Origin of the sequence: Rhizobium sp. SL86 (genome assembly GCF_026672545.1) — a bacterium.
Classification (GTDB): Bacteria; Pseudomonadota; Alphaproteobacteria; order Rhizobiales; family Rhizobiaceae; genus Neorhizobium.
In genome coordinates this window covers 549,243-568,396 of sequence record NZ_JAPPRJ010000009.1, presented here as the reverse complement: position 1 = coordinate 568,396, position 19,154 = coordinate 549,243, and the positions used below count along the sequence as shown (strand labels likewise).

Annotated in this window: 11 protein-coding genes; 7 read left to right on the top strand and 4 right to left on the bottom strand. The window is 63.2% G+C overall.

Going from position 1 to position 19,154, the window contains the following annotated elements:
* Nucleotides 1-71 precede the first annotated feature (71 nt).
* A complete protein-coding gene (locus OU993_RS25990; protein ID WP_268161835.1) occupies nt 72-2,402 on the bottom strand; it encodes an NADP-dependent malic enzyme in 2,331 nt (776 codons plus the stop codon).
* 223 nt (nt 2,403-2,625) lie between these two features.
* Here OU993_RS25990 and OU993_RS25985 point away from each other — a divergent pair, with 223 nt between their 5' ends.
* Entirely contained in the window at nt 2,626-3,444 is an 819-nt protein-coding gene (locus tag OU993_RS25985; protein WP_268161833.1) for a UDP-2,3-diacylglucosamine diphosphatase, read from the top strand.
* Between the two features lie 261 nt (nt 3,445-3,705).
* Here the strand turns inward: OU993_RS25985 and OU993_RS25980 are convergent, their stop codons facing one another.
* Complete coding sequence (locus tag OU993_RS25980) at nt 3,706-4,218, bottom strand: ClbS/DfsB family four-helix bundle protein (protein WP_268161830.1); 513 nt, start codon at nt 4,216-4,218, stop codon at nt 3,706-3,708.
* Between the two features lie 310 nt (nt 4,219-4,528).
* Between OU993_RS25980 and OU993_RS25975 the strand changes: the two genes are divergently transcribed.
* On the top strand, nt 4,529-5,737 hold the full coding sequence (locus tag OU993_RS25975; RefSeq protein ID WP_268161828.1) for an MFS transporter: 1,209 nt from the start codon (nt 4,529-4,531) through the stop codon (nt 5,735-5,737).
* On the opposite strand, the gene dgcA is transcribed toward OU993_RS25975, so the two are convergent.
* On the bottom strand, nt 5,689-6,669 hold the full coding sequence (dgcA, locus tag OU993_RS25970) for an N-acetyl-D-Glu racemase DgcA (RefSeq protein ID WP_268161824.1): 981 nt from the start codon (nt 6,667-6,669) through the stop codon (nt 5,689-5,691). The genes OU993_RS25975 and dgcA overlap by 49 nt on opposite strands.
* A 90-nt stretch (nt 6,670-6,759) precedes the next feature.
* On the opposite strand from dgcA, the gene OU993_RS25965 reads away from it, so the two are divergent.
* From OU993_RS25965 to OU993_RS25945, 5 genes are all read left to right on the top strand, one after another.
* Complete coding sequence (locus OU993_RS25965; RefSeq protein WP_442793041.1) at nt 6,760-7,923, top strand: ABC transporter permease; 1,164 nt, start codon at nt 6,760-6,762, stop codon at nt 7,921-7,923.
* 7 nt (nt 7,924-7,930) lie between these two features.
* Entirely contained in the window at nt 7,931-8,767 is an 837-nt protein-coding gene (locus tag OU993_RS25960; RefSeq protein ID WP_268161819.1) for an ABC transporter ATP-binding protein, read from the top strand.
* A 5-nt stretch (nt 8,768-8,772) separates the two neighbouring features.
* Complete coding sequence (locus OU993_RS25955; RefSeq protein WP_268161817.1) at nt 8,773-10,143, top strand: MlaD family protein; 1,371 nt, start codon at nt 8,773-8,775, stop codon at nt 10,141-10,143.
* 23 nt (nt 10,144-10,166) lie between these two features.
* Nucleotides 10,167-10,787 carry an ABC-type transport auxiliary lipoprotein family protein gene (locus OU993_RS25950; protein WP_268161815.1) on the top strand — a complete coding sequence of 207 codons (621 nt, stop codon included), beginning with the start codon at nt 10,167-10,169 and terminating at the stop codon, nt 10,785-10,787.
* 67 nt (nt 10,788-10,854) lie between these two features.
* The gene (locus OU993_RS25945; protein ID WP_268161813.1) at nt 10,855-11,481 is read left to right on the top strand and encodes a LysE family translocator; all 627 of its coding nucleotides are present in this window, start codon (nt 10,855-10,857) and stop codon (nt 11,479-11,481) included.
* A 226-nt stretch (nt 11,482-11,707) separates the two neighbouring features.
* Here OU993_RS25945 and OU993_RS25940 read toward each other — a convergent pair whose 3' ends face one another.
* Nucleotides 11,708-18,754, bottom strand: coding sequence for a hypothetical protein (locus tag OU993_RS25940; RefSeq protein ID WP_268161811.1), 7,047 nt, complete (start codon nt 18,752-18,754; stop codon nt 11,708-11,710).
* Nucleotides 18,755-19,154 lie beyond the last annotated feature (400 nt).

The window sequence follows — 19,154 nt, the reverse complement described above, 5'->3', positions numbered from 1 at the left end:
CTGACCCGGAGGATACGTCCTCCGGGTTCACAATGTGATAAGGCGCCATCCGTTCCAGCCAGGCCTTCGCCTTAGGCCGGCATGGTCGCAAAATCGCTGTGCGAGGCTTCGACAACGGCAAGGGCCGCCATGTTGACGACGCCGCGCGAGGTGACCGAGGTCGACAGGATATGCGCCGGCTGGGCCGCGCCGAGCAGGATCGGGCCGACATGCAGGGCGTCCATCATCGTGCGCACGATGCCGAGCGAGATGTTGGCCGAATCGAGGTTCGGGAAGACCAGCAGGTTCGCTTCGCCGGACAGGCTGCTGTTCGGCATGGCGCGTTTGCGCAGCGCCTCGGAGAGCGCCGAGCCTGCCTGCATTTCGCCATCCACCTCCAGTTCGGGCGCGCGCTGGCGGATGAGTTCGAGGGCCGCGCGCATCTTGCGGGCGCTGTCCGAATTGCGGGAGCCGAAATTCGAATGCGAAATCAGCGCGGCCTTCGGCGTGATGCCGAAACGGCGGATTTCCTGGGCGGCGAGAGCGGCGATCTCGGCGATCTCTTCATAGGTCGGATTGTCGTTGACGAAGGTGTCGGTAAAGAAGACCGGGCCCTTCTGGGTGATCAGCAGGCTCAAGCCGGAGAAGGCCTTGACGCCCGGGCGTTTGCCGATGATCTGGCCGACATCCTTCAGGTGGCGGTCGAAACGGCCTTCCACGCCGCAGATCATCGCATCCGCATCACCGCGCTTGACGGCAAGTGCCGCAATCACCGTGGAGTTGGTGCGCACGATGGTGCGGGCGGCTTCCGGATTGATGCCGAGACGGCCGACAAGCGCGAAATACTCGTCGACGTAATCGCGGTAACGCGGATCGTCTTCCGGGTTGACGACGGCGAAATCCTCGTTGGGCCGTAGGCGGATGCCGAAACGCTTGAGACGGGCATCGATGACCGAGGGACGGCCGATGAGGATCGGCACGCCGGTCTTTTCTTCCAGCAGCACCTGGGCGGCGCGCAGCACACGTTCATCTTCGCCTTCGGCAAAGATCACCCGCTTCTTTTCCGCCTGTTTGGCGCTGGTGAAGATCGGCTTCATGACGAAGCCAGAGCGCCAGACGAAACGGTTCAGCTGGTCGAGATACTGTTCGAAATCGGTGATCGGGCGCGAGGCAACGCCGGTCTCGGCGGCAGCCTTGGCCACCGCCGGCGCAATGCGCAGGATGAGGCGCGGATCGAACGGCGAGGGGATCAGGTAATTCGGCCCGAAGACCGGCGTTTCGTCGGCATAGGCACGCGCGGCAACGTCGGAGATTTCCTCGCGGGCGAGACCGGCGATCGCCTTGACCGCCGCCATCTTCATTTCTTCGTTGATCGTCGTCGCACCACAATCGAGTGCGCCGCGGAAGATGTAGGGGAAGCAGAGGACGTTGTTGACCTGGTTGGGGAAATCCGAACGGCCGGTGCAGATCATCGCGTCGGGGCGGGCGGCGCGTGCCAGTTCCGGCATGATTTCCGGCGTCGGGTTGGCGAGCGCCATGATCAGCGGCTTTTCCGCCATCTGTTCCAGGAGTTCCGGCTTCAGGACACCGGCGGCCGACAGGCCGAGGAAAACATCGGCGCCGCCGATCGATTCGGCCAGCACCCGTTTCTCGCTCTTCTGGGCGTAGATTTCCTTCCACGGGTCCATCAGTACGTTGCGGCCGTCATAAACGAGGCCCTCGATGTCATGCACCCAGATGTTTTCGCGCTTGGCACCGAGGGAGACAAGAAGGTTGAGGCAGGCGAGCGCTGCGGCACCGGCACCGGAGGTGACGATCTTGACGTCCTCGATCTTTTTGCCGGCGAGTTCCAGGCCGTTCAGGATCGCGGCGGCGACGATGATCGCCGTGCCGTGCTGGTCGTCGTGGAAGACCGGAATGTTCATCTTTTCGCGAAGCTGGCGCTCCACCTCGAAACATTCCGGCGCCTTGATGTCTTCGAGGTTGATGCCGCCGAAGGTGGGTTCGAGCGCCGAAATCGTCGAAACCATCGAGTCGACGGATTCGGCATCGATCTCGATATCGAAGACATCGATGGCGGCGAATTTCTTGAAGAGGACGGCCTTGCCTTCCATCACCGGCTTGGAGGCCAGCGGGCCGATATTGCCGAGGCCGAGAACGGCCGTGCCGTTGGAGATGACCGCGACCAGATTGGCGCGCGCGGTGTAATCGGCGGCCGTTTCCGGATTGTCGCGGATGGCAAGGCAGGGGGCGGCAACACCCGGAGAATAGGCAAGCGCCAGGTCCCGCTGGTTGCCGAGCGGTTTGGTCGCCACGATCTCCAGCTTGCCGGGCCGCGGATAACGGTGGAAAAACAGCGCCTGCTCGTCGAGATCCGCCTTCGGTGCCTGTTTGTCCGAAGAACCGTTCGCGTTTTCGCCCATCGCCATCTCCTTTCAGATCTTTTTGTTTTGCCGTGTCATACATCAAACCGGCCGGAGGAACAGCAGGGATTTCGACGATCCCGACAGGATCATCCTCCAAAAGCTGCGCGATTCTCCTCCCGGCCTCCGCCGAAAGTTCCCTATCAGGGCCGGCTGTCATCTTCCTGATAAACGAGTCTGTTTTTCAGAACGTGAGGGGCGGTACGGCGAAAGGGCGACGGACGTGACAGACGCAGTGGAAACGAGGCATTTTCGGACTCTCTTCATCTCCGACGTTCATCTGGGCTCGAAAGCGGCCCGGACGGATTTCCTCCTGGATTTCCTGCGGTATCACGAGGCCGATACGATCATTCTCGTTGGCGACATCGTCGATGGCTGGCGCCTGAAGCGCAGCTGGTACTGGCCGCAGGGCTGCAACGACGTGGTGCAGAAGCTTCTGCGCAAGGCGCGCAAGGGCGCCCGCATCGTTTATATCCCCGGCAATCACGACGAGTTCCTGCGCTCCTTCCCGGGCGTGCATTTCGGTGGGATCGAGGTGGCGGAGCGGATGATCCACGAGGCGGCCGACGGCAAGAAATATCTCGTGCTGCATGGCGACGAATTCGACGTCGTGGTGCGCAACATCCGCCTTCTCGCTTATCTCGGCGACTGGGCCTATGACGCGGCGATTGCCATCAACGTGGTGCTGGCGGCGGTGCGCCGGCGGCTTCACCTGCCGTACTGGTCGTTTTCCGCCTGGGCCAAGCTGCAGGTCAAACAGGCCGTCAACTTCATCGGCGAATTCCAGAAGGTGGTCGCCGAAGAGGCGCGCCGCAACAATGTCGACGGCGTCATCTGCGGCCATATCCACCATGCGGTGATGGAGGATATCGAAGGGATCCGCTACATCAACACCGGCGACTGGGTGGAAAGCTGCACGGCGATCGCCGAGCACATGGACGGCACATTCGAACTGATTTCCTGGCAGAAGATCAGCCAGAGCGCCGAAATCATGGCGCTTCCGGCACCCAGCACGCCGGTCGGCAAGGTGCAGGCAGCGTAAACCGTCGTATCGCGGCCGCCTGTTCGGCCGACGCGCGAATGAGGCATGGCGTCTCGGCTGCGCGGAGTGCAGCGGCTGCGTTTTTGCGTGCGTCGTTGATGGCCGATGTGGGGCCGTGAGGGGATAGTCCGATAGCGGGTGCCGAATAGCGAGAGCGGACAACGATACTCGGAAAAATCGGACGCTCTTTCCGACTTTCGCGACTGGCGAACGGCGTTATTTGTTGGTTTTGATACGGGCAGCTTCCGGCGTCGGACAGAGTTAAACGCCCCTAGCCTTCATCCACTTGCGCAGACGGCCGCGCGCATTCGCATAGGGCGATGACGTGTTGAACTGAATCATGCGCCCCATCGTCCATTTCCCTTCATACCAGGGGCGTTCATAGAGATCGTCGTTGTTGCGGGCCTCGATCTCCGCGATGATCCGGCGATTGGCGGTTTCCAGTCGATCAAGGAGCTGCGAATAGGAGATCGCTTCATAATCGCGATAGAATTTCTGAGCGAGGCGGCCAAGTTCATTCCATTTAAAGCCGCTTTCAGGGAAATCGATTGGCTCACCGGCTGCGTATCGATCGAGCCATTTCAGCACCAACTCGTTCCATCCCAAAAGGTAGGCGGCAAGGTTCGCCACGCTCATCATAGTGCCCTTGGCGTGGCCCTCTAGGCTGCATTCATCGACGATCGCCAACGGGATCGCACGCAGGTCTTTTATCAGCTTACCGAAATTTTCGTTTATTGCTTTCAGCAACTCGTCCTTGTTTTGCGGAACAGCCACGATCGTTCAACCCCTCCCGTTGGTCTCCCGACAGAGGACATGATTACCTCCGCACGTGCGTTGATCCTGCGCAAGTCTCCGCGACGGCAATGACCGAAATGATGACCGCTCTCGGCGCGAAAGTATCACCCCGCAAGCTGAACAGATGTCCGCTTGTCCAGGGCGCCCGTTGCCGCGCCTACGTCCGAAATGACGGCGCCAATCCGCCGTTCCTGACTTCCAGCGTCCGGTCATCCGCCATGGCCAGCCGCCCGGTTTGCGTGTATGAGGACAACCTCTTTCGCATCCGTCATCTGATTCCGGAGCCCTCGTGGCCCAGCCTTCCTCTCACCTGCCGGTTCCTGCCTGGTTTGCGCTGCGCTGTTCGCTGGCCTATGCGGCAGCGCTCGGCGTCAACGGCATTCTTCTGCCGTTCTTTCCCGTCTGGCTGAAATCGCTTGCCTTCAGCGATGTGGAGATCGGGGTGATCCTGTCCTTGCCGATCCTCTTGCGTATCCTGGCGGGGCCGGTGTTCGGCTTCTGGGCGGACCGGATGGCGGAGCGGGCGCGGGTGCTGCTGTTGTCCGCCGGTCTTTCCATTGCAACCGCGCTTGCGCTGACGAAGGTCGAGGGGTTCTGGCCGGTGCTGGTGCTGTTTGCCCTGCAGGGGGCGGCCTTTGCGCCGTTCACGCCGGTGCTGGAATCGATCACCGTCATGGGCGTGAGGCGCTGGGGTTTTCGTTATGGTTCGATCCGCGTCTGGGGTTCGATCGGTTTCGTCGTCACGACGCTTGTTGCGGGCGAGGCGGTCTCGCGCTTTTCCGGCTCGATCGTTCCGGTGGCGGCAGCGCTTGCCTTTCTGTTCACGCTTGGTGCGGCCCTCATCGTGCCGCGCCTCGGGCGGGCGGCGAAAACGGTGGGTGCGGGGAGTGGCGCGCTGATGCCTTCCGGTTCGGTCACCGGCGGGCTGTTGCTTCTGATGATCGGCTGCACGCTCGTCCAGTCAACCCACGGCATGTATTACGGTTTTTCCGGTATCCACTGGCAGACGCTCGGGTTCAGCGGCTCGCAGATCGGTCTGTTGTGGGCGGCCGGCGTGGTGGCGGAGATCCTGTTCTTTTTTCTCGCCGGCCATGTCGCGCGCCGTTTTTCGCCGATTGCGCTGATGTTGTTCGGCGGGGTGATGGCGGTCATCCGCTGGGCGCTGTTCGTGCAGCCGCTCGATTTCCTGCCGGCGCTACTGCTGCAGTGCAGCCACGCCTTCACCTTTGCCTTCCTGCATTTCGGCATGCAGCAGAAGATCGTCGAGCTGGTGCATGAGAGCCGCGAATCCTCGGTGCAGGGCACCTATTTTTTCTACAGCGGCTTGTTCCTGGCGATCTCCACCGTCCTGTCCGGTGTGCTGTACCGGTCGTTCGGGCAGGAGAGTTATTATGCGATGTCGCTGCTTGCCGGCATCGGTCTTCTGATCTGTTGGGTGGCGGCGCGCGCTCAGCCCCAGAGCGCAGGCTCCGGCGGGAAGACCAGCGATCCGTCGTAACGCAGGGCGGGGTCCCGGTCGGTCTTCAAGAGCAGCGGCCCGTCGAGATCGGCAAAGGCTGCCCCTTGCGCCAGAAGCACGGCGGGTGCCATGGCAAGCGAACTCGCCAGCATGCAGCCCACCATCACCGAAAAACCGAACCTCTCGGCCTCCTGTTTCATGGCGAGCGCCTCGGTGAGGCCGCCGGTCTTGTCGAGCTTGATGTTGACGGCGTCGTAACGGTCCCGGAGGTTTTTCAGATCGCTGGTCGCATGCACGCTCTCGTCGGCGCAGACGGGGACGGGCCGGTGGATGTTTGCCAGGATCGCATCCTGGCCGGCGGGAAGCGGCTGTTCGATGAGCGCGATACCGGCTTCTGCTGCGACCGCCAGATGCCGCTCGATCGTCTCGTCGCTCCAGCCCTCGTTGGCATCGAGAATGATGGCGGCGTTTGGCGCTGCCGCCCGGACGGCGCGGATATGGGCGCTGTCGTCCGGCGTACCGACCTTGACCTTCAGGAGCGGGCGATGGGCGTTTTTTGCGGCGTGTTCGGCCATTACCTCGGGTGCTGCCAGCGAAATCGTATAGGCCGTGACGAGCGGTACGGCACCGGGGGCGATCAAGGCGGCAACCCGCCTACCGCTCGTTTTTGCCTCGAGATCCCAAAGCGCACAATCCACGGCATTGCGGGCAGCGCCCGGCGGCATGACCTGCTGCAGGGATGCCCGCTCGAGCCCGCCTTCGATCCTCTCCGAAAGGGCGAGGATGGCATCCGTTACCCCCTCGATCGTTTCGCCATAACGCGCATAGGGCACACATTCGCCGCGACCGACAAAACCGTTCTCCTCGATCGTGCAGGTCACCACACGGGCTTCGGTCTTTGCGCCGCGCGAAATGGTGAAGACGCCGGCAATCGGGAAGATTTCGGTTGTGACTTTGAGGTGACGGGGCATGGAAATCCTTGGGCGGCGCATGGCAATTCGGCAATGGGTGTTTATATTGCCGGTCTGACCGGAAGGTTCAACCGTGTGTTCGGACATGACATGAGTGCGAAGCGTAAGGCGGCCGATGAACGGCCCGCGACAATCGAGATGGCAACGGCTGCCGATGGCGCGGAACGGATTGTGCTCTCCGGCGACTGGCGCAATCGCGGCATCGGTCCTGTCGTTTCCGAGCTGACCCGTTTCGAGAAAAGCCATGTCGAGGGGCGGCTGGTGGTCGATGCCTCCGGTGTCGGCATGGTCGATACCTCCGGTGCCTGGCTCATTCGCCGGATGATCCTGCGCCAGCAGGCCTCAGGCCGCGACGTGGAACTGACCGGCGCCACGGAAACGCTGTCCGCGCTGATCGATGCTTTGCCCGAACACGAGCCAAAAGGCCCGACTGAGCCGCAGGACGACCGCTCCCTCTTCCAGAAGATCTTTGAGCCGGCCGGCAAGGTGATCGTCAGCCTTGCCGATGACGCGGTGGCCGGCATGCATATCCTCGGCTCGGCGGTTGCCGGTGCGCAGGTGAAACTCGGCCGCGGATCCGGTGTGTCGCCGGCTTCCGTCGTCACGCATATCGACCGCATGGGCGTGCGCGCCGTGCCGATCATCGTTTTGATGTCCTTCCTGATCGGTGCGATCATTGCACAGCAGGGGGCTTTCCAGCTGCGTTATTTCGGCGCCGAACTTTTCGTGGTCGATCTCGTCGGCATTCTGCAGTTGCGTGAAATCGGCGTGCTTTTGACCGCCATCATGATCGCGGGACGTTCCGGCAGTGCCATCACCGCCGAGATCGGCTCGATGAAGATGCGCGAGGAGATCGACGCGCTGACGGTGATCGGGCTGAACCCGATCGGCGTTCTGGTGTTTCCGCGGCTGGTGGCGCTGACGATCGCGCTGCCGCTTCTGACGATCATCGCCAATTTCGCGGCATTGTATGGTGCCGCCATCGTTGCCTGGGCCTATTCGGGCATCACCTTCGACACCTTCGTCACACGCCTGCACGAGGCGGTGGATTACACCTCCGTCGCGGCCGGCATGATCAAGGCGCCGTTTATGGCGCTTGCCATCGGCATTGTGTCGGCGGTCGAAGGCATGAAGGTGGGCGGCAGTGCCGAATCGCTCGGGCAGCATGTCACCTCCTCCGTGGTGAAAGCCATTTTCGTTGTCATCCTCATGGATGCCTTGTTTGCAATTTTCTATTCCGCAATTGATTTCTAGGAGCCTCATGGCCGTTGTTGAGACCGATACTGCCGAGAAGAACCATCCCGACGATGACCGGGTGGTCCTGTCCGTGCGTGATCTGACGGTCGCCTTCGGATCGAAGACGGTGCTTGAGCATCTCGATCTCGATATCTATCGCGGCGAGATTCTCGGCTTTGTAGGGGCGTCGGGAACCGGCAAGTCGGTGCTGATGCGCACCGTGCTGCGGCTTGTGCCGCACCGTTCCGGATCCATCCGCATCCTGGGAATCGATTACGAAAATGCCGACGATCAGTCGCGCATGTCGCTCGACATGCGCATGGGGGTGCTCTTCCAGCACGGCGCGTTGTTCTCCTCGCTGACGGTGAAGGAAAACATCCAGGTGCCGATGCGCGAATATCTCGACCTGCCGCAGTCGCTGATGGACGAACTCGCCTATCTCAAGATCGAGATGGTGGGGCTTGCCGCCGATGCGGCCGACAAATATCCGTCCGAACTCTCCGGCGGCATGATCAAGCGTGCAGCGCTTGCCCGAGCGCTGGCGCTCGATCCGGATCTCGTTTTCCTCGACGAGCCGACCTCCGGCCTCGATCCGATCGGCGCTGCCGAATTCGACCAGCTGATCGCCAGGCTGCGCGACACGCTGGGCCTCACCGTCTATATGGTGACGCACGACCTCGACAGCCTGTTTTCCGTCTGCGACCGGATCGCGGTTCTGGGACAGAAGCGGGTTCTGGTCGAGGGCACGCTCGATGACATGCTCGCCTGCGATGATGCGTGGGTTCAATCCTATTTCCGGGGCAAGCGGGCCCGGTCAATCGTAACCGACGACGCCTCCCACAGCGCGGCGCCAGGAAAGTAAGAGCCATGGAAACTAAAGCCAATTACGCCCTTGTCGGCTTCTTCACGCTGCTGGTCGTTCTTGCCGCCTTCGGCTTCGTCTACTGGATGGCCCAGTATGGCCGCGGTGGGCCGACGGCTGAACTCGCGATCCGCATTCCGGGCTCTGCCAACGGTCTTTCGGTGGGATCCGCTGTGCGCTTCAACGGCATTGCGGTGGGTACCGTCCGGAGCCTGCGGATCGATCCCGACGATCCGCGTTATTCGATCGCCTTTACCGAGGTGCAGACGACGGCACCGGTCTATCCGTCCACCAAGGCGGTGCTGGAAGTGCAGGGCCTGACGGGGGCCGCCTATATCGAACTCTCCGGCGGCAAGACGGGCGAGGAGAACCTGCTGCGGAAGGCGGAGGAGACCGGGCGCCCTGCCGTGCTGATCGCCGACCAGTCGAGCGTCACCAACCTTCTGGCGACCGCCGACAAGATCCTGCAGCGCGCCGACGACGCCATCGGCCAGATCCAGGGGTTCGTGACCGATGCGCGCGGGCCGCTGACGCAGACGATCCGCCATGCGGAAACCTTCACGGCGGCGCTCAGCGAAAATTCCGGCGCGATCGACGAATTCCTGCAGAGCCTGTCGTCGCTCTCCGGCACGTTCAACACGGTGTCAGAGCGCCTCGATTCGACACTCAGCGCCGTCGACAGTCTGGTGCGCGCCGTGGATGCGCAGAAGGTCAACAATATCCTTTCCAATGCCGAAAAGGTGTCGGGTGACGTCGCCAATGCTACGGGCCAGCTCGGCGACATCATGACCGAGGTGAAGGACGCCGCCTCGGGCTTCAACCAGGCGAGTGCCGATGCGCAGGTGGTGCTGAAGCGGGCAGACAGCCTGCTGGCGGCCGTCGATCCGGATCAGGTGAACCGCGCCGTGTCCGATATCACGGCAGCCTCTGCCGATGCCCGCGGCGCGATCGCCTCGGCGCGTGACGTTGTCGATGGCGTTGCCGCCAAACGCGACGAGATCAACCGGGCGATCGAAAACTTCACCGAACTGGCGCAGAAGCTGAACCAGGCCTCCAACCGTGTCGATGGCATTCTGGCGAAAGTTGACGGCATGGTGAGCGGAACCGATTCCCAAGGTCTGTTTGCCGAAGCCCAGAAGACGCTCGAATCGATCCGCGCGACGGCTGACAACCTGAACGCCCGCATCGGCCCGATTGCCGACAACCTGACCCGCTTCTCCGGCACCGGTCTCAGGGACGTCCAGTCGCTGATCACCGATACCCGGCAGGCGGTGGACAATCTCAACCGCACGATCACCAATTTCGACCAAAACCCGCAGCGCTTGATCTTCGGCGGCGAGACCGTCAAGGAATATGACGGCAGGACGCGCCGTTGATGAAGCCAGGCAGGATAACGACCATGAGGGACAAGACCGTGGCAAGTGAACTCGACAACCGTTCGATCCCGCGGATCCTGCTCGTGCTGCCGCTGACCGCGGCACTCCTTTCCGGCTGCGGTACCGCGGCCAACAACGACACTTTCGACCTGTCGGTGTCGCCGATTGCCGACGGGCCGTCCGCCCGCAACCGGCAGATCCTGGTACCGGTGCCAACCGCCCTGAAGTCGCTCGACAGTTCGCAAGTGCTGGTGCGCGTCTCGCCGTCCGAGATCCAATACCTCGCCAATTCGCAATGGGGCGACAGCCTGCCGCGCATGGTGCAGTCGAAGCTCGTCGAGGCCTTCGAAAACACCGGCAAGCTCGGCGGCGTCGGCCAGCCGGGGCAGGGGCTCGCGATCGATTACCAGGTGGTGACCGACATCCGCGCCTTCGAGATTGACACCAGCGGGGCGGATGTCGCCCGGGTCGAGATTTCGGCAAAAATCCTCAACGACCGCAATGGCAGCGTCAGGGCCCAGAAGGTGTTCCAGGCGACCGTGCCGGTGCGCGGTTCGGAGAATGCGCAGTTCGTGGCGGCGATCAACACGGCCTTTGCCAAGGTGGGGGCCGAGATTGTCGACTGGACGCTGAAATCGCTCTGAGGCGGCGGTCTTGTTGATTCGCAGGGACAGGCGCTTCCGCCGTCATCAGCAGAGGCAGGATTTGGCTATGACACTCGTTCAAATCCTACTTTTTCTGCCTGCCGCCGCAGTCGTAGCAGCCTCCCCGGGCGCGAACAACCTTCTCGCTTTTGCCAATGGTAGTCGGCAAGGTTTTCTGCCATCGGCTATCGCTCTCCTCGGGCGATGCCTCGCCTTCGTTATCATGATCGCCATCGTCATCGTGGGCCTCGGTGCACTTTTGGAGACATCCGAAATTGCGTTCCAGATCATCAAATGGGCGGGCGTGGTTTACCTTGTTCACCTCAGCGTCACGATGATAATCGCCCGCAATCACGGGTCCGCAGACGATACTCGCGGTGCGCAGAGAACCTACGATTTGGCGCGGCGCGAGTTTCTAGTTGCCATGACCAATCCCAAGGCTGTCCTGTTGTTCACAGCGTTCGTGCCACAGTTCATCACACGGGGCGGCGAAAGCTCCTTCACGGTGCAGCTTATCGTGCTGGGGGCGATTTATATCGCCCTGGAATTTATCGCTGCAATGGGATGGGCGTTAGCTGGCAGCATTATTCGTTCCTTGCAGCCATCCGCGAAGCGGATGCTTCTGCTGAATCGGATGACAGGCGCACTGATGCTTGGTGCGGCGGGGATGCTGGCCTTCACTAGGCGGGCGTAGAAGAGGCCCGATTGACTTCGACCGTTATGCGCTGACATCCGCCGGCCGACTGATACCCTCCATTGGCTGCCCGTGTTGTGGGCGCATCCTGTTCCCTGTTTTCCGCCTCAGGAGACCGTCGCTACCGGTGCCGCACGGCCGCCCCCAGCCCAACGGTGCCCCCCAACGCAAACGGCCGCCCGTTTGGGGCGGCCGTCGCAAGACTGGGTGGTGTGCCGTCAGCGCCTCAGTTGAAGCGACCGGAAGCGTGGGCCAGCATGGTGTAGACCTTGCCGGTGTCCGAGGTGAGATAACTCTGCGTGACGCTGCGGTCGCGGTCGGTACGGGCGACGTCGGCCAAAAGCTTTTCGAAATCGGCGATGTAACGGTCGACCGCGGTGCGGAATTCCGGCTCGCGCTGGTACTTGCGCTGGATCTCGTCAAAGGTCTGCTGACCCTTCAGCGTGTAGAGGCGACGGGTGAAGACGTCGCGTTCGCCGCGCTGGTAACGCCGCCAGAGGTCGACCGAGGCATCGTGATCGATGGCGCGGGCGATATCGACGGAGAGCGAGTTTAGCGATTCGACCATGTGGCGCGGATTGCGCTGGTCAGTGGCGCGCGGCTGCGCTTCGGCGGCACGCGGAGCCTGCTGGCGTACCGGCTGAACCTCGTCCTGCTCCTCACGCGAGGCTGCGCGCAGGAGATCGCTGATCCAGCCACCGGTTTCCGAACGTGGCGGTTCCGGCTGGCGCGGGGGAACCGCGACGGTGCGTTCTGCCGGCAGGCTGCCACGCAGGCCATTGCCTGCAACATCTGAGCGGGGGGCGGGCTGCGGCGGGGCAACCGGTGCACGGGGTGCCGCAACCGGGGCGATCGGCGCCTGCTGGCGGACGGGTGCCGGCTGGGGCGCGGGCTGCGGGGCCGGCTGGGGAGCGACCTGGGCCGCCGGGCGGGCCGGAGCCGGCTGCGAGATTTCGAGCGTCTGCGCGGACTTTCCGACAAGCGCCGAAATGTCCTGAAGCGCCTTGATCTGTTCGGAGACGGCGCGGCGCATTGCGGCAGCGCTTTCCTTTGCCTCTTCCGGCAGATCGAAGGCGCCGCGCTTCAGTTCCTGGCGCGTGTCGTCCAGTTCGCGGCGGATCTCGTTTGCCGAGCGGCGGATCTCGTCGGTGGCGCCCGAAAAGCGGGAAATGGCGTCCTCGACGGCCTGCTGCAGCGCATCGCGCAGGTGGGCGGCGGCAAGATCCGACTTGCCGGCGGCATCGGAGAGCAGCCGTTCGACATCGGTCAGGGAGCCGGCGATACCGTTGCGGATATTGTCTGCGAGCTGGCGCGAGCGCTTTTCCGCCGAGGAGAGGGTGCTCTCGATGGACTGGGTTGCCTCCTCGCCGGCACCCATGAGGGCCGCCCGCATGCCTTCCGCCGTTCTTGCGGCGCGCTGTTCGGTTTCACTGAGGCCACGGCCGATTTCGGCGAGCGAGCCCTGCAGATCGGCGCGCAGGCGCTGGCCGACTTCCATCGTGCGCTCTTCCGTCTGGCGGAAGGCGCCGTCCACGACGACCGAGAGATTGCGCATATTGGCTTCGATCTCTTCCGACCGCTTGACGAGGCCGACGGAGAGGTTGCGCAGCGCATCCTGGCGTTCGCTGAGTGTGCTGGCGAGATTGGACTGCGCAGCCCCGAGAAGCTCCGCCGCCTGATCGAGCACCTTCGTATATTCGTCAAAACGACCGACGATGCCGCCGACCTGCGTCAGCGTCTGGCCGGAAATGTGCGACAGGCGATCGACGTTGTTTTCCAGGAGACGGCTGGAGCTCGAGACCATGTCTGCGGCCTGGCTGGTCTTTTCGCTGAAGCGGTTCGCCGTCGCATCGAGCTTCTGGTCGGCAGCGGAAAGCTGCTCCGTTGCGCGGTCGATGGTGACGCCGATTTCGCGTGCGGCGGTTTCCACGAGCGCCGCAATGCCGGTATTGCTGTTTTCCAGACGCGTGATGAGATCGTTGACGTTGGCGGCCAGACCCTGCTCGACATGGCGCAGCGCGCCAGCGGCCTGCTGGGTGCGCTCGCTGATCGCCGAGAGCGTGTCGTTGGTGCGGGCGGTGATCGCTTCGACCAGTGCGCCGTTTTCCTGGCGCAGGCGCTGGGCGTTGAGCTGGGCTGCGGCCACCAGCCGTTCCGTGCTTTCGCCGGCAGCCGATGCCAGCCGTTCGGCGGCGCTTCGGCCGGTCTCGGCATACTGGTCGACCAGCGGCTTGGCCTTTTCGTCGATCAGGCGCGACAGTTCCGCCGAGCGGGAGGCGAGCATGGAATTGAGGTCACGCGAGCGGTTGTCGAGGCTTGCGCGGATCGCTTCGCCGCGGGCTTCGAGCGCCTTGTCGACGGCGGCCATGGCGGCGTTGATCTCGCCAGCCGTCTGCGACAGCGAGGAGCGCAGGCTCTCGCTGTGTCCGGCGAGAGACTGATCGACGGACTGCAGGGCGGCGTTCACGTTGTCTGCCGTCTGAGCGAGCGAGGTGCGGATGGCTTCGCCACGCGCATCGAGTTCGCGGCCGGCTTCGTCGAGCGAACCGGTGATGTTGCCGACCTGCCGGCGGACCAGGTTTTCCGCTTCGGAAACCTTGTGCATGATCGAGTTGCCGGCTTCGGAGAAGGCCTGGGCCACGGCGGCGGCCTGTCCGGCCAACCGGTTCTGGGTCTCGCCGATGCGACCGGCGATCTCGCTGGAGCGTTCTTCCAGGGCGCGGGCAAAATCGGCATTGCGTGCCTCGACGTCCGCCGAGAACTGGGCGCTGAGCCGCGACAGTTCCTCGGCAGAGCGCATGGCTTCCGTGTCGAGTTCGCGGGCGGCCGTCGTCACGGCATCGCGCAGCGACGAGGCGAGGGTAGACGCCTTGCCCTCGATGGTGCGCGAGACGTTGTCGAGGCCGATGGTGATCGCCTTGTCCATGGTGGTGAGGCGCTCGTCGACACGGGCGGTTCCGCTGTCGAAGGCGCCGGTGATGCGCTCGTTGGCCTCGCCGGAAATGCGTTCGAATTCGGAGGTGCCACGCTCGACGGTTTCCGCCAGGCGGCCGACGCTGGTGTTGCTGATGCGCTCCAGTTCGCTGGCGCGTTCGGCCAGGCGTTCGGAGAGGGTGCGACCGGCGGTATCGACGACGCCGCTGACGGCCTCGACCTGAACGCGCATCCGGTCTTCCAGGCCGGCAAACGTGCCTTCGATGCGCCGGCCGGTTTCGTCCAGCGTCGAGGACACGCCGCCGACCGTCTGTTCGACACGGCTGGAGAAGGTGTCGGCCGAGGTGGAGATTTCGCGGGCAGCCTCGCCAAGGCGACCGGCAATATCACCGGCCGTCGTGCGCAGACGTGCGTCGAGATCCTGACCGGCCGTGTCGATGACACCGCGCAGCACGTCCTGCTGGTTTTCGAGCGACAATTCCAGCATGCCGGCGCTGGTGGCGATCGTCGTGCCGATGTTCGTCGCCTGGTCGAAGAGCAGGTCGTTGATCTGCTCATTGGCGTCGGCGAGCGTGCCGGCAATCATCTGACGGCGCTCATCCAGGGTGGCGCGCAACTGGTCGTGGCGCTGATCGAGCGTTTCGGCCATCTGTTCGTGCGCGGACGACACCACGGTCGAGATCTTGCGTTCGCCGTCGCCGAGCAGGCCTTCGACGCGCGCAATGCCATCGCCGAGACTGCTTTCGAAACGCTGCGTGCTGGAGGACAGGGCATTCTCGATGCGGCCGGCGGCCGAACCGACGCTGCGGTCGATGACCTCGCTGCCGAAGGACAGGGTGCGTGCGATTTCCGCATTGCGTTCCGCAAGCGTGCGGCCGAGACGCTCCTGGTTCTGATCATAGGTCGCGCGCAGCGCGTCGCCATGGGCGGCAAAACTTTCGGCAACGCGATTGTCGGCGGTATCGATGGTCGAAAGGATCGAGCTTGTCTTGTCGTCCAGGGCGGAAACCAGCCGTTCCTCGCCGATCGCCAGCGAGGTCGAGAGCGTGAGGGCCCGGTCGTCCAGCGTCTCGGCAATACGCTCGCTTGCTCCGCCGACGATGTCGCCGAGCGCATCGATGCGGCGACCGAGGTTGCCCTCGATCCGATCGTGGCCCTTCGCCAACGTTTCCGACATGGTCTCGATGCGCGTGTCGATGAGGTTCGACAGGCGATCCTCATTGACCGACAGCGTGGTGGTGAGCGCCATGGTCCGGTCGTCAAAGGTTTCGGCAAGCCGGTCGCCGGCGCCACCGACGATCTCGCCGAGCTCGTTCATGCGGCGGCCGAGATCGGTTTCGATCCGATCGTGACCCTTTGTGAGCGTCTCGGACATGGTCTCGATGCGCTTGTCGATGAGGTTCGACAGGCGATCCTCATTGACCGACAGCGTGGTGGTGAGCGCCATGGTGCGGTCGTCAAAGGTCTCGGCAAGCCGGTCGCCGGCGCCACCGACGATCTCGCCGAGCTCGTTCATACGACGGCCGAGATCGGTTTCGATCCGGTCGTGGCCCTTTGCGAGCGTTTCCGACATGGTCTCGATGCGCGTATCGATGAGGTTCGACAGGCGATCCTCATTGACCGACAGCGTGGTGGTGAGGGCAAAGGTCCGGTCGTCAAACGTTTCGGCGATGCGCTCGCCGGCGCCACCGACGATCTCGCCGAGTTCGTTCATGCGGCGGCCGAGATCGGTTTCGATCCGGTCGTGGCCCTTTGCCAGCGTTTCCGACATGGTCTCGATTCGCGTATCGATGAGGTTCGACAGGCGATCCTCATTGACCGACAGCGTGGTGGTGAGGGCAAAGGTCCGGTCGTCGAACGTTTCGGCGATGCGCTCTCCGGCGCCGCCGACGATCTCGCCGAGTTCGTTCACGCGGCGACCGAGATTGTCCTCGATCTGTTTCTGACCCCGGCTGAGGGTGTCGGACATGGTTTCGATGAGACCCGACAGGCGATCCTCACTGACCGACAGCGTGGTGGTGAGCGCCATGGTGCGATCGTCAAACGTTTCTGCGATGCGATCACCGGCGCCGCCGACGATCTCGCCGAGTTCGTTCATGCGGCGACCGAGATCGGTTTCGATCCGGTCGTGACCGCGCGACAGGACGTTCGACATGCTGTCGATGCGGCTGTCGAGCAGGCTGGAGAGACGCTCCGGTGCGCCGACGACAGCGTTTTCAAGGGCCGCGGTCTTGGCATCCAGCACATCGGCGAACTGCTTCTGACTGCCGGTGACGGCATCGACAATCGCTGCGGAGCGGTTCGAGACGGTTTCGGCAAAACGGGACTGGCTCTGGTCGAGTGCGCTGGTGAAGGCCTGTGTCTGCTCGCTCATCACGGCGTCGATGCGCTCATGGGCGGAGGCGACATTTTCCGTCAGGACCGCCGACTGGGCGGCGAGCGAACTGGCAAGCTGGATGTTGCGGTCGTCGAGATCGTCGATCAGCGCACGCGAGCGTGTATCGAAATCCTGGACGAGAGCGCGGCTGCGCGTGTCGAGACCTTCCGTGAGGGTGCGGTTTCGCTCTTCGAGTTCGGCGGTCAACTTGCGGGTACGGCTGTCCAGAACCTCGTCGATCTGGCTGCTGCCGCGTTTCATGGTCGCTTCCAGCACTTCCTGGCTGGTGCCGAGCGTCGTGGCGAGGGTCAGCGAATGATCGGTCAGGGTGGAGCCGAGGCGTTCGATGCTCGTCGAGAGGATGCCTTCGATCGAATCGGAGCCACCGTTGACGGTGGCACTGATGCGCTGCAGGCTTTCGGTCAGCTTGGAACCGAGGCTGCCGGCGCGGCTGTCGAAGGCTTGGGTGAAATCGTCGAGGCCACGGTCGAAGGTGGCGCTCAGCTGGCCGATCGTTCCCTGGAGGCGCTCCTCGAACATGCCGGTGCGCAGATCGAGATCCATGATGGTGTCGTCGGCGGCACTCTGCAGGCTCTGGCGGAAGCTTGCGCCCTTTTCCTCGAGAGACCGGTTGAGGTTGGTCAGAACCGTGCCCAGCGTTCCACCGATGGTACGTTCACCGCTCGTCAGGGTGTCGTTGATCTCGCGGGTGCGGGCGAGCAGCGTCTCGTTGAGCATACGCGTGCGGTCGGCAAGCGCCGCATTGAGCTTTTCGGTGCTGGCATCAAGGGTCGAGGCGCGGGTCTCGAAACTCTTGAGGATTTCGTCGCCGCGGCTGGAGAGCGTGCTGCCAAGCTGTGCGAGACGGGTGTCGAATTCGTTGGCGAGCGAAGACCCGGACGCGTTCAGCGCCTTGATCAGCGAATCCGTCTTGGCCGACAGCAGCGAGCCCAGGGCTTCGCCGGCGGCATTCGACTTTTCCATGATCGTGGCGGAGCGCGTCTCGATCATTGACGCGAAGGCTTCGCCGGAGGTCGCAAGGCGAACCGCGATTTCTTCGGTGGCGAGCGACAGGTCTTCCTTCAGCTGGTCATGGGCATCGACGATGGAGGACCGGATGCGTTCGGCATGATTGACGATCGCGTCGCGTTCGGATCCCAGTTCGTGGACGAGGCCGCGCACCCGCAGCTCGTTGTCGGCATAACTGCGCTCCAGCGCGCTGACTTCCGAATGGACCAGCGTTTCCAGCTCGGTGGCGCGCGCAATCGTGCGCTCAATGCCCTCGTTCATCGCCGAGACTTCGCGGCGAACGGCCTGGCCGACCGACATGATACGGTCGGTGGCAATCGTTTCCGGTTCGGCAAGACGCAGGGCGACTTCCGCCATGGAACGCGCCGCATTGCGCAGGTCCTGGGCTCTCGCCATCATGATGGCAAAGGCAAAGAACAGCATGACGGGGACGAGGATGCCGACGAAGATCGCCACGACACCCGGCATGGACACGAGTTCGGCGACCGACGAGACACTCCACATCTGCCCGCCATAGAGAAGCTGGGCGAAGCCTATGCCGCCGATCGTCCACAGCAGCGACACGATGCCGGCATTCCGCAGCGCTGAGCGCATCGAGCCGCTTTCGAGCGAACGAAGGATCGCAGTCGTTGCCCGGCGACCACTGTCATTGGCCGGTTCGAAGCTAGGAGATTTCGGCGCGACCGCTTCGGCCGCCTGAGCGCGTTGTGGCTGGGAAGCCTCGGGCGTACGGGTCCGTCGTGGAGCGGCTTGGCCGCGCTGTTCCGGCGTCTCTTGCACTGAGGCCTCGCGGGAAGGAGAAGTCGACGTTGCTTTCGGCGTCTTTGGCGTGGCCCGTGGCTGCGGGTCGTCGCTGAAATCGATCTTCAGCGCGTCTTCCAACGCCTGGAACGCGGTCTCATCGATCGACTCGCCGTGCGGTTTCTTCGCCATATGGATACGCCTCGTTACACACCACTCGACCGATCGCCGTTCCATCATGCCGCCTGCGGACGGACCAGCGATCTGCCGTACCGGACAGAGGCGGCAAGCCGCATTCCTGTCCGATGTCATTCCAGTCGGGGAGCTCCTTCATGACAAACCAGTCGTAATAAAGGCTTACACCCGCATTCCCACCAATCAGGACCTCATGTCCACACTGGTTTTAGTCGTACTGTAGTGGCACATTCGGCCCTGCGACACAATTCTGAGGCTTGGGGGCTCTACCGCATGGGCGTCTTGTTAACAGAAATTAAACCGGCATCCGCGGCGATTCCATCGATTCTGTAGGTGTTTAACGAAAATTAACCATGGCTGGAGAAATTCCGCCGCGTTTGTGCCGAATTTTAACGGA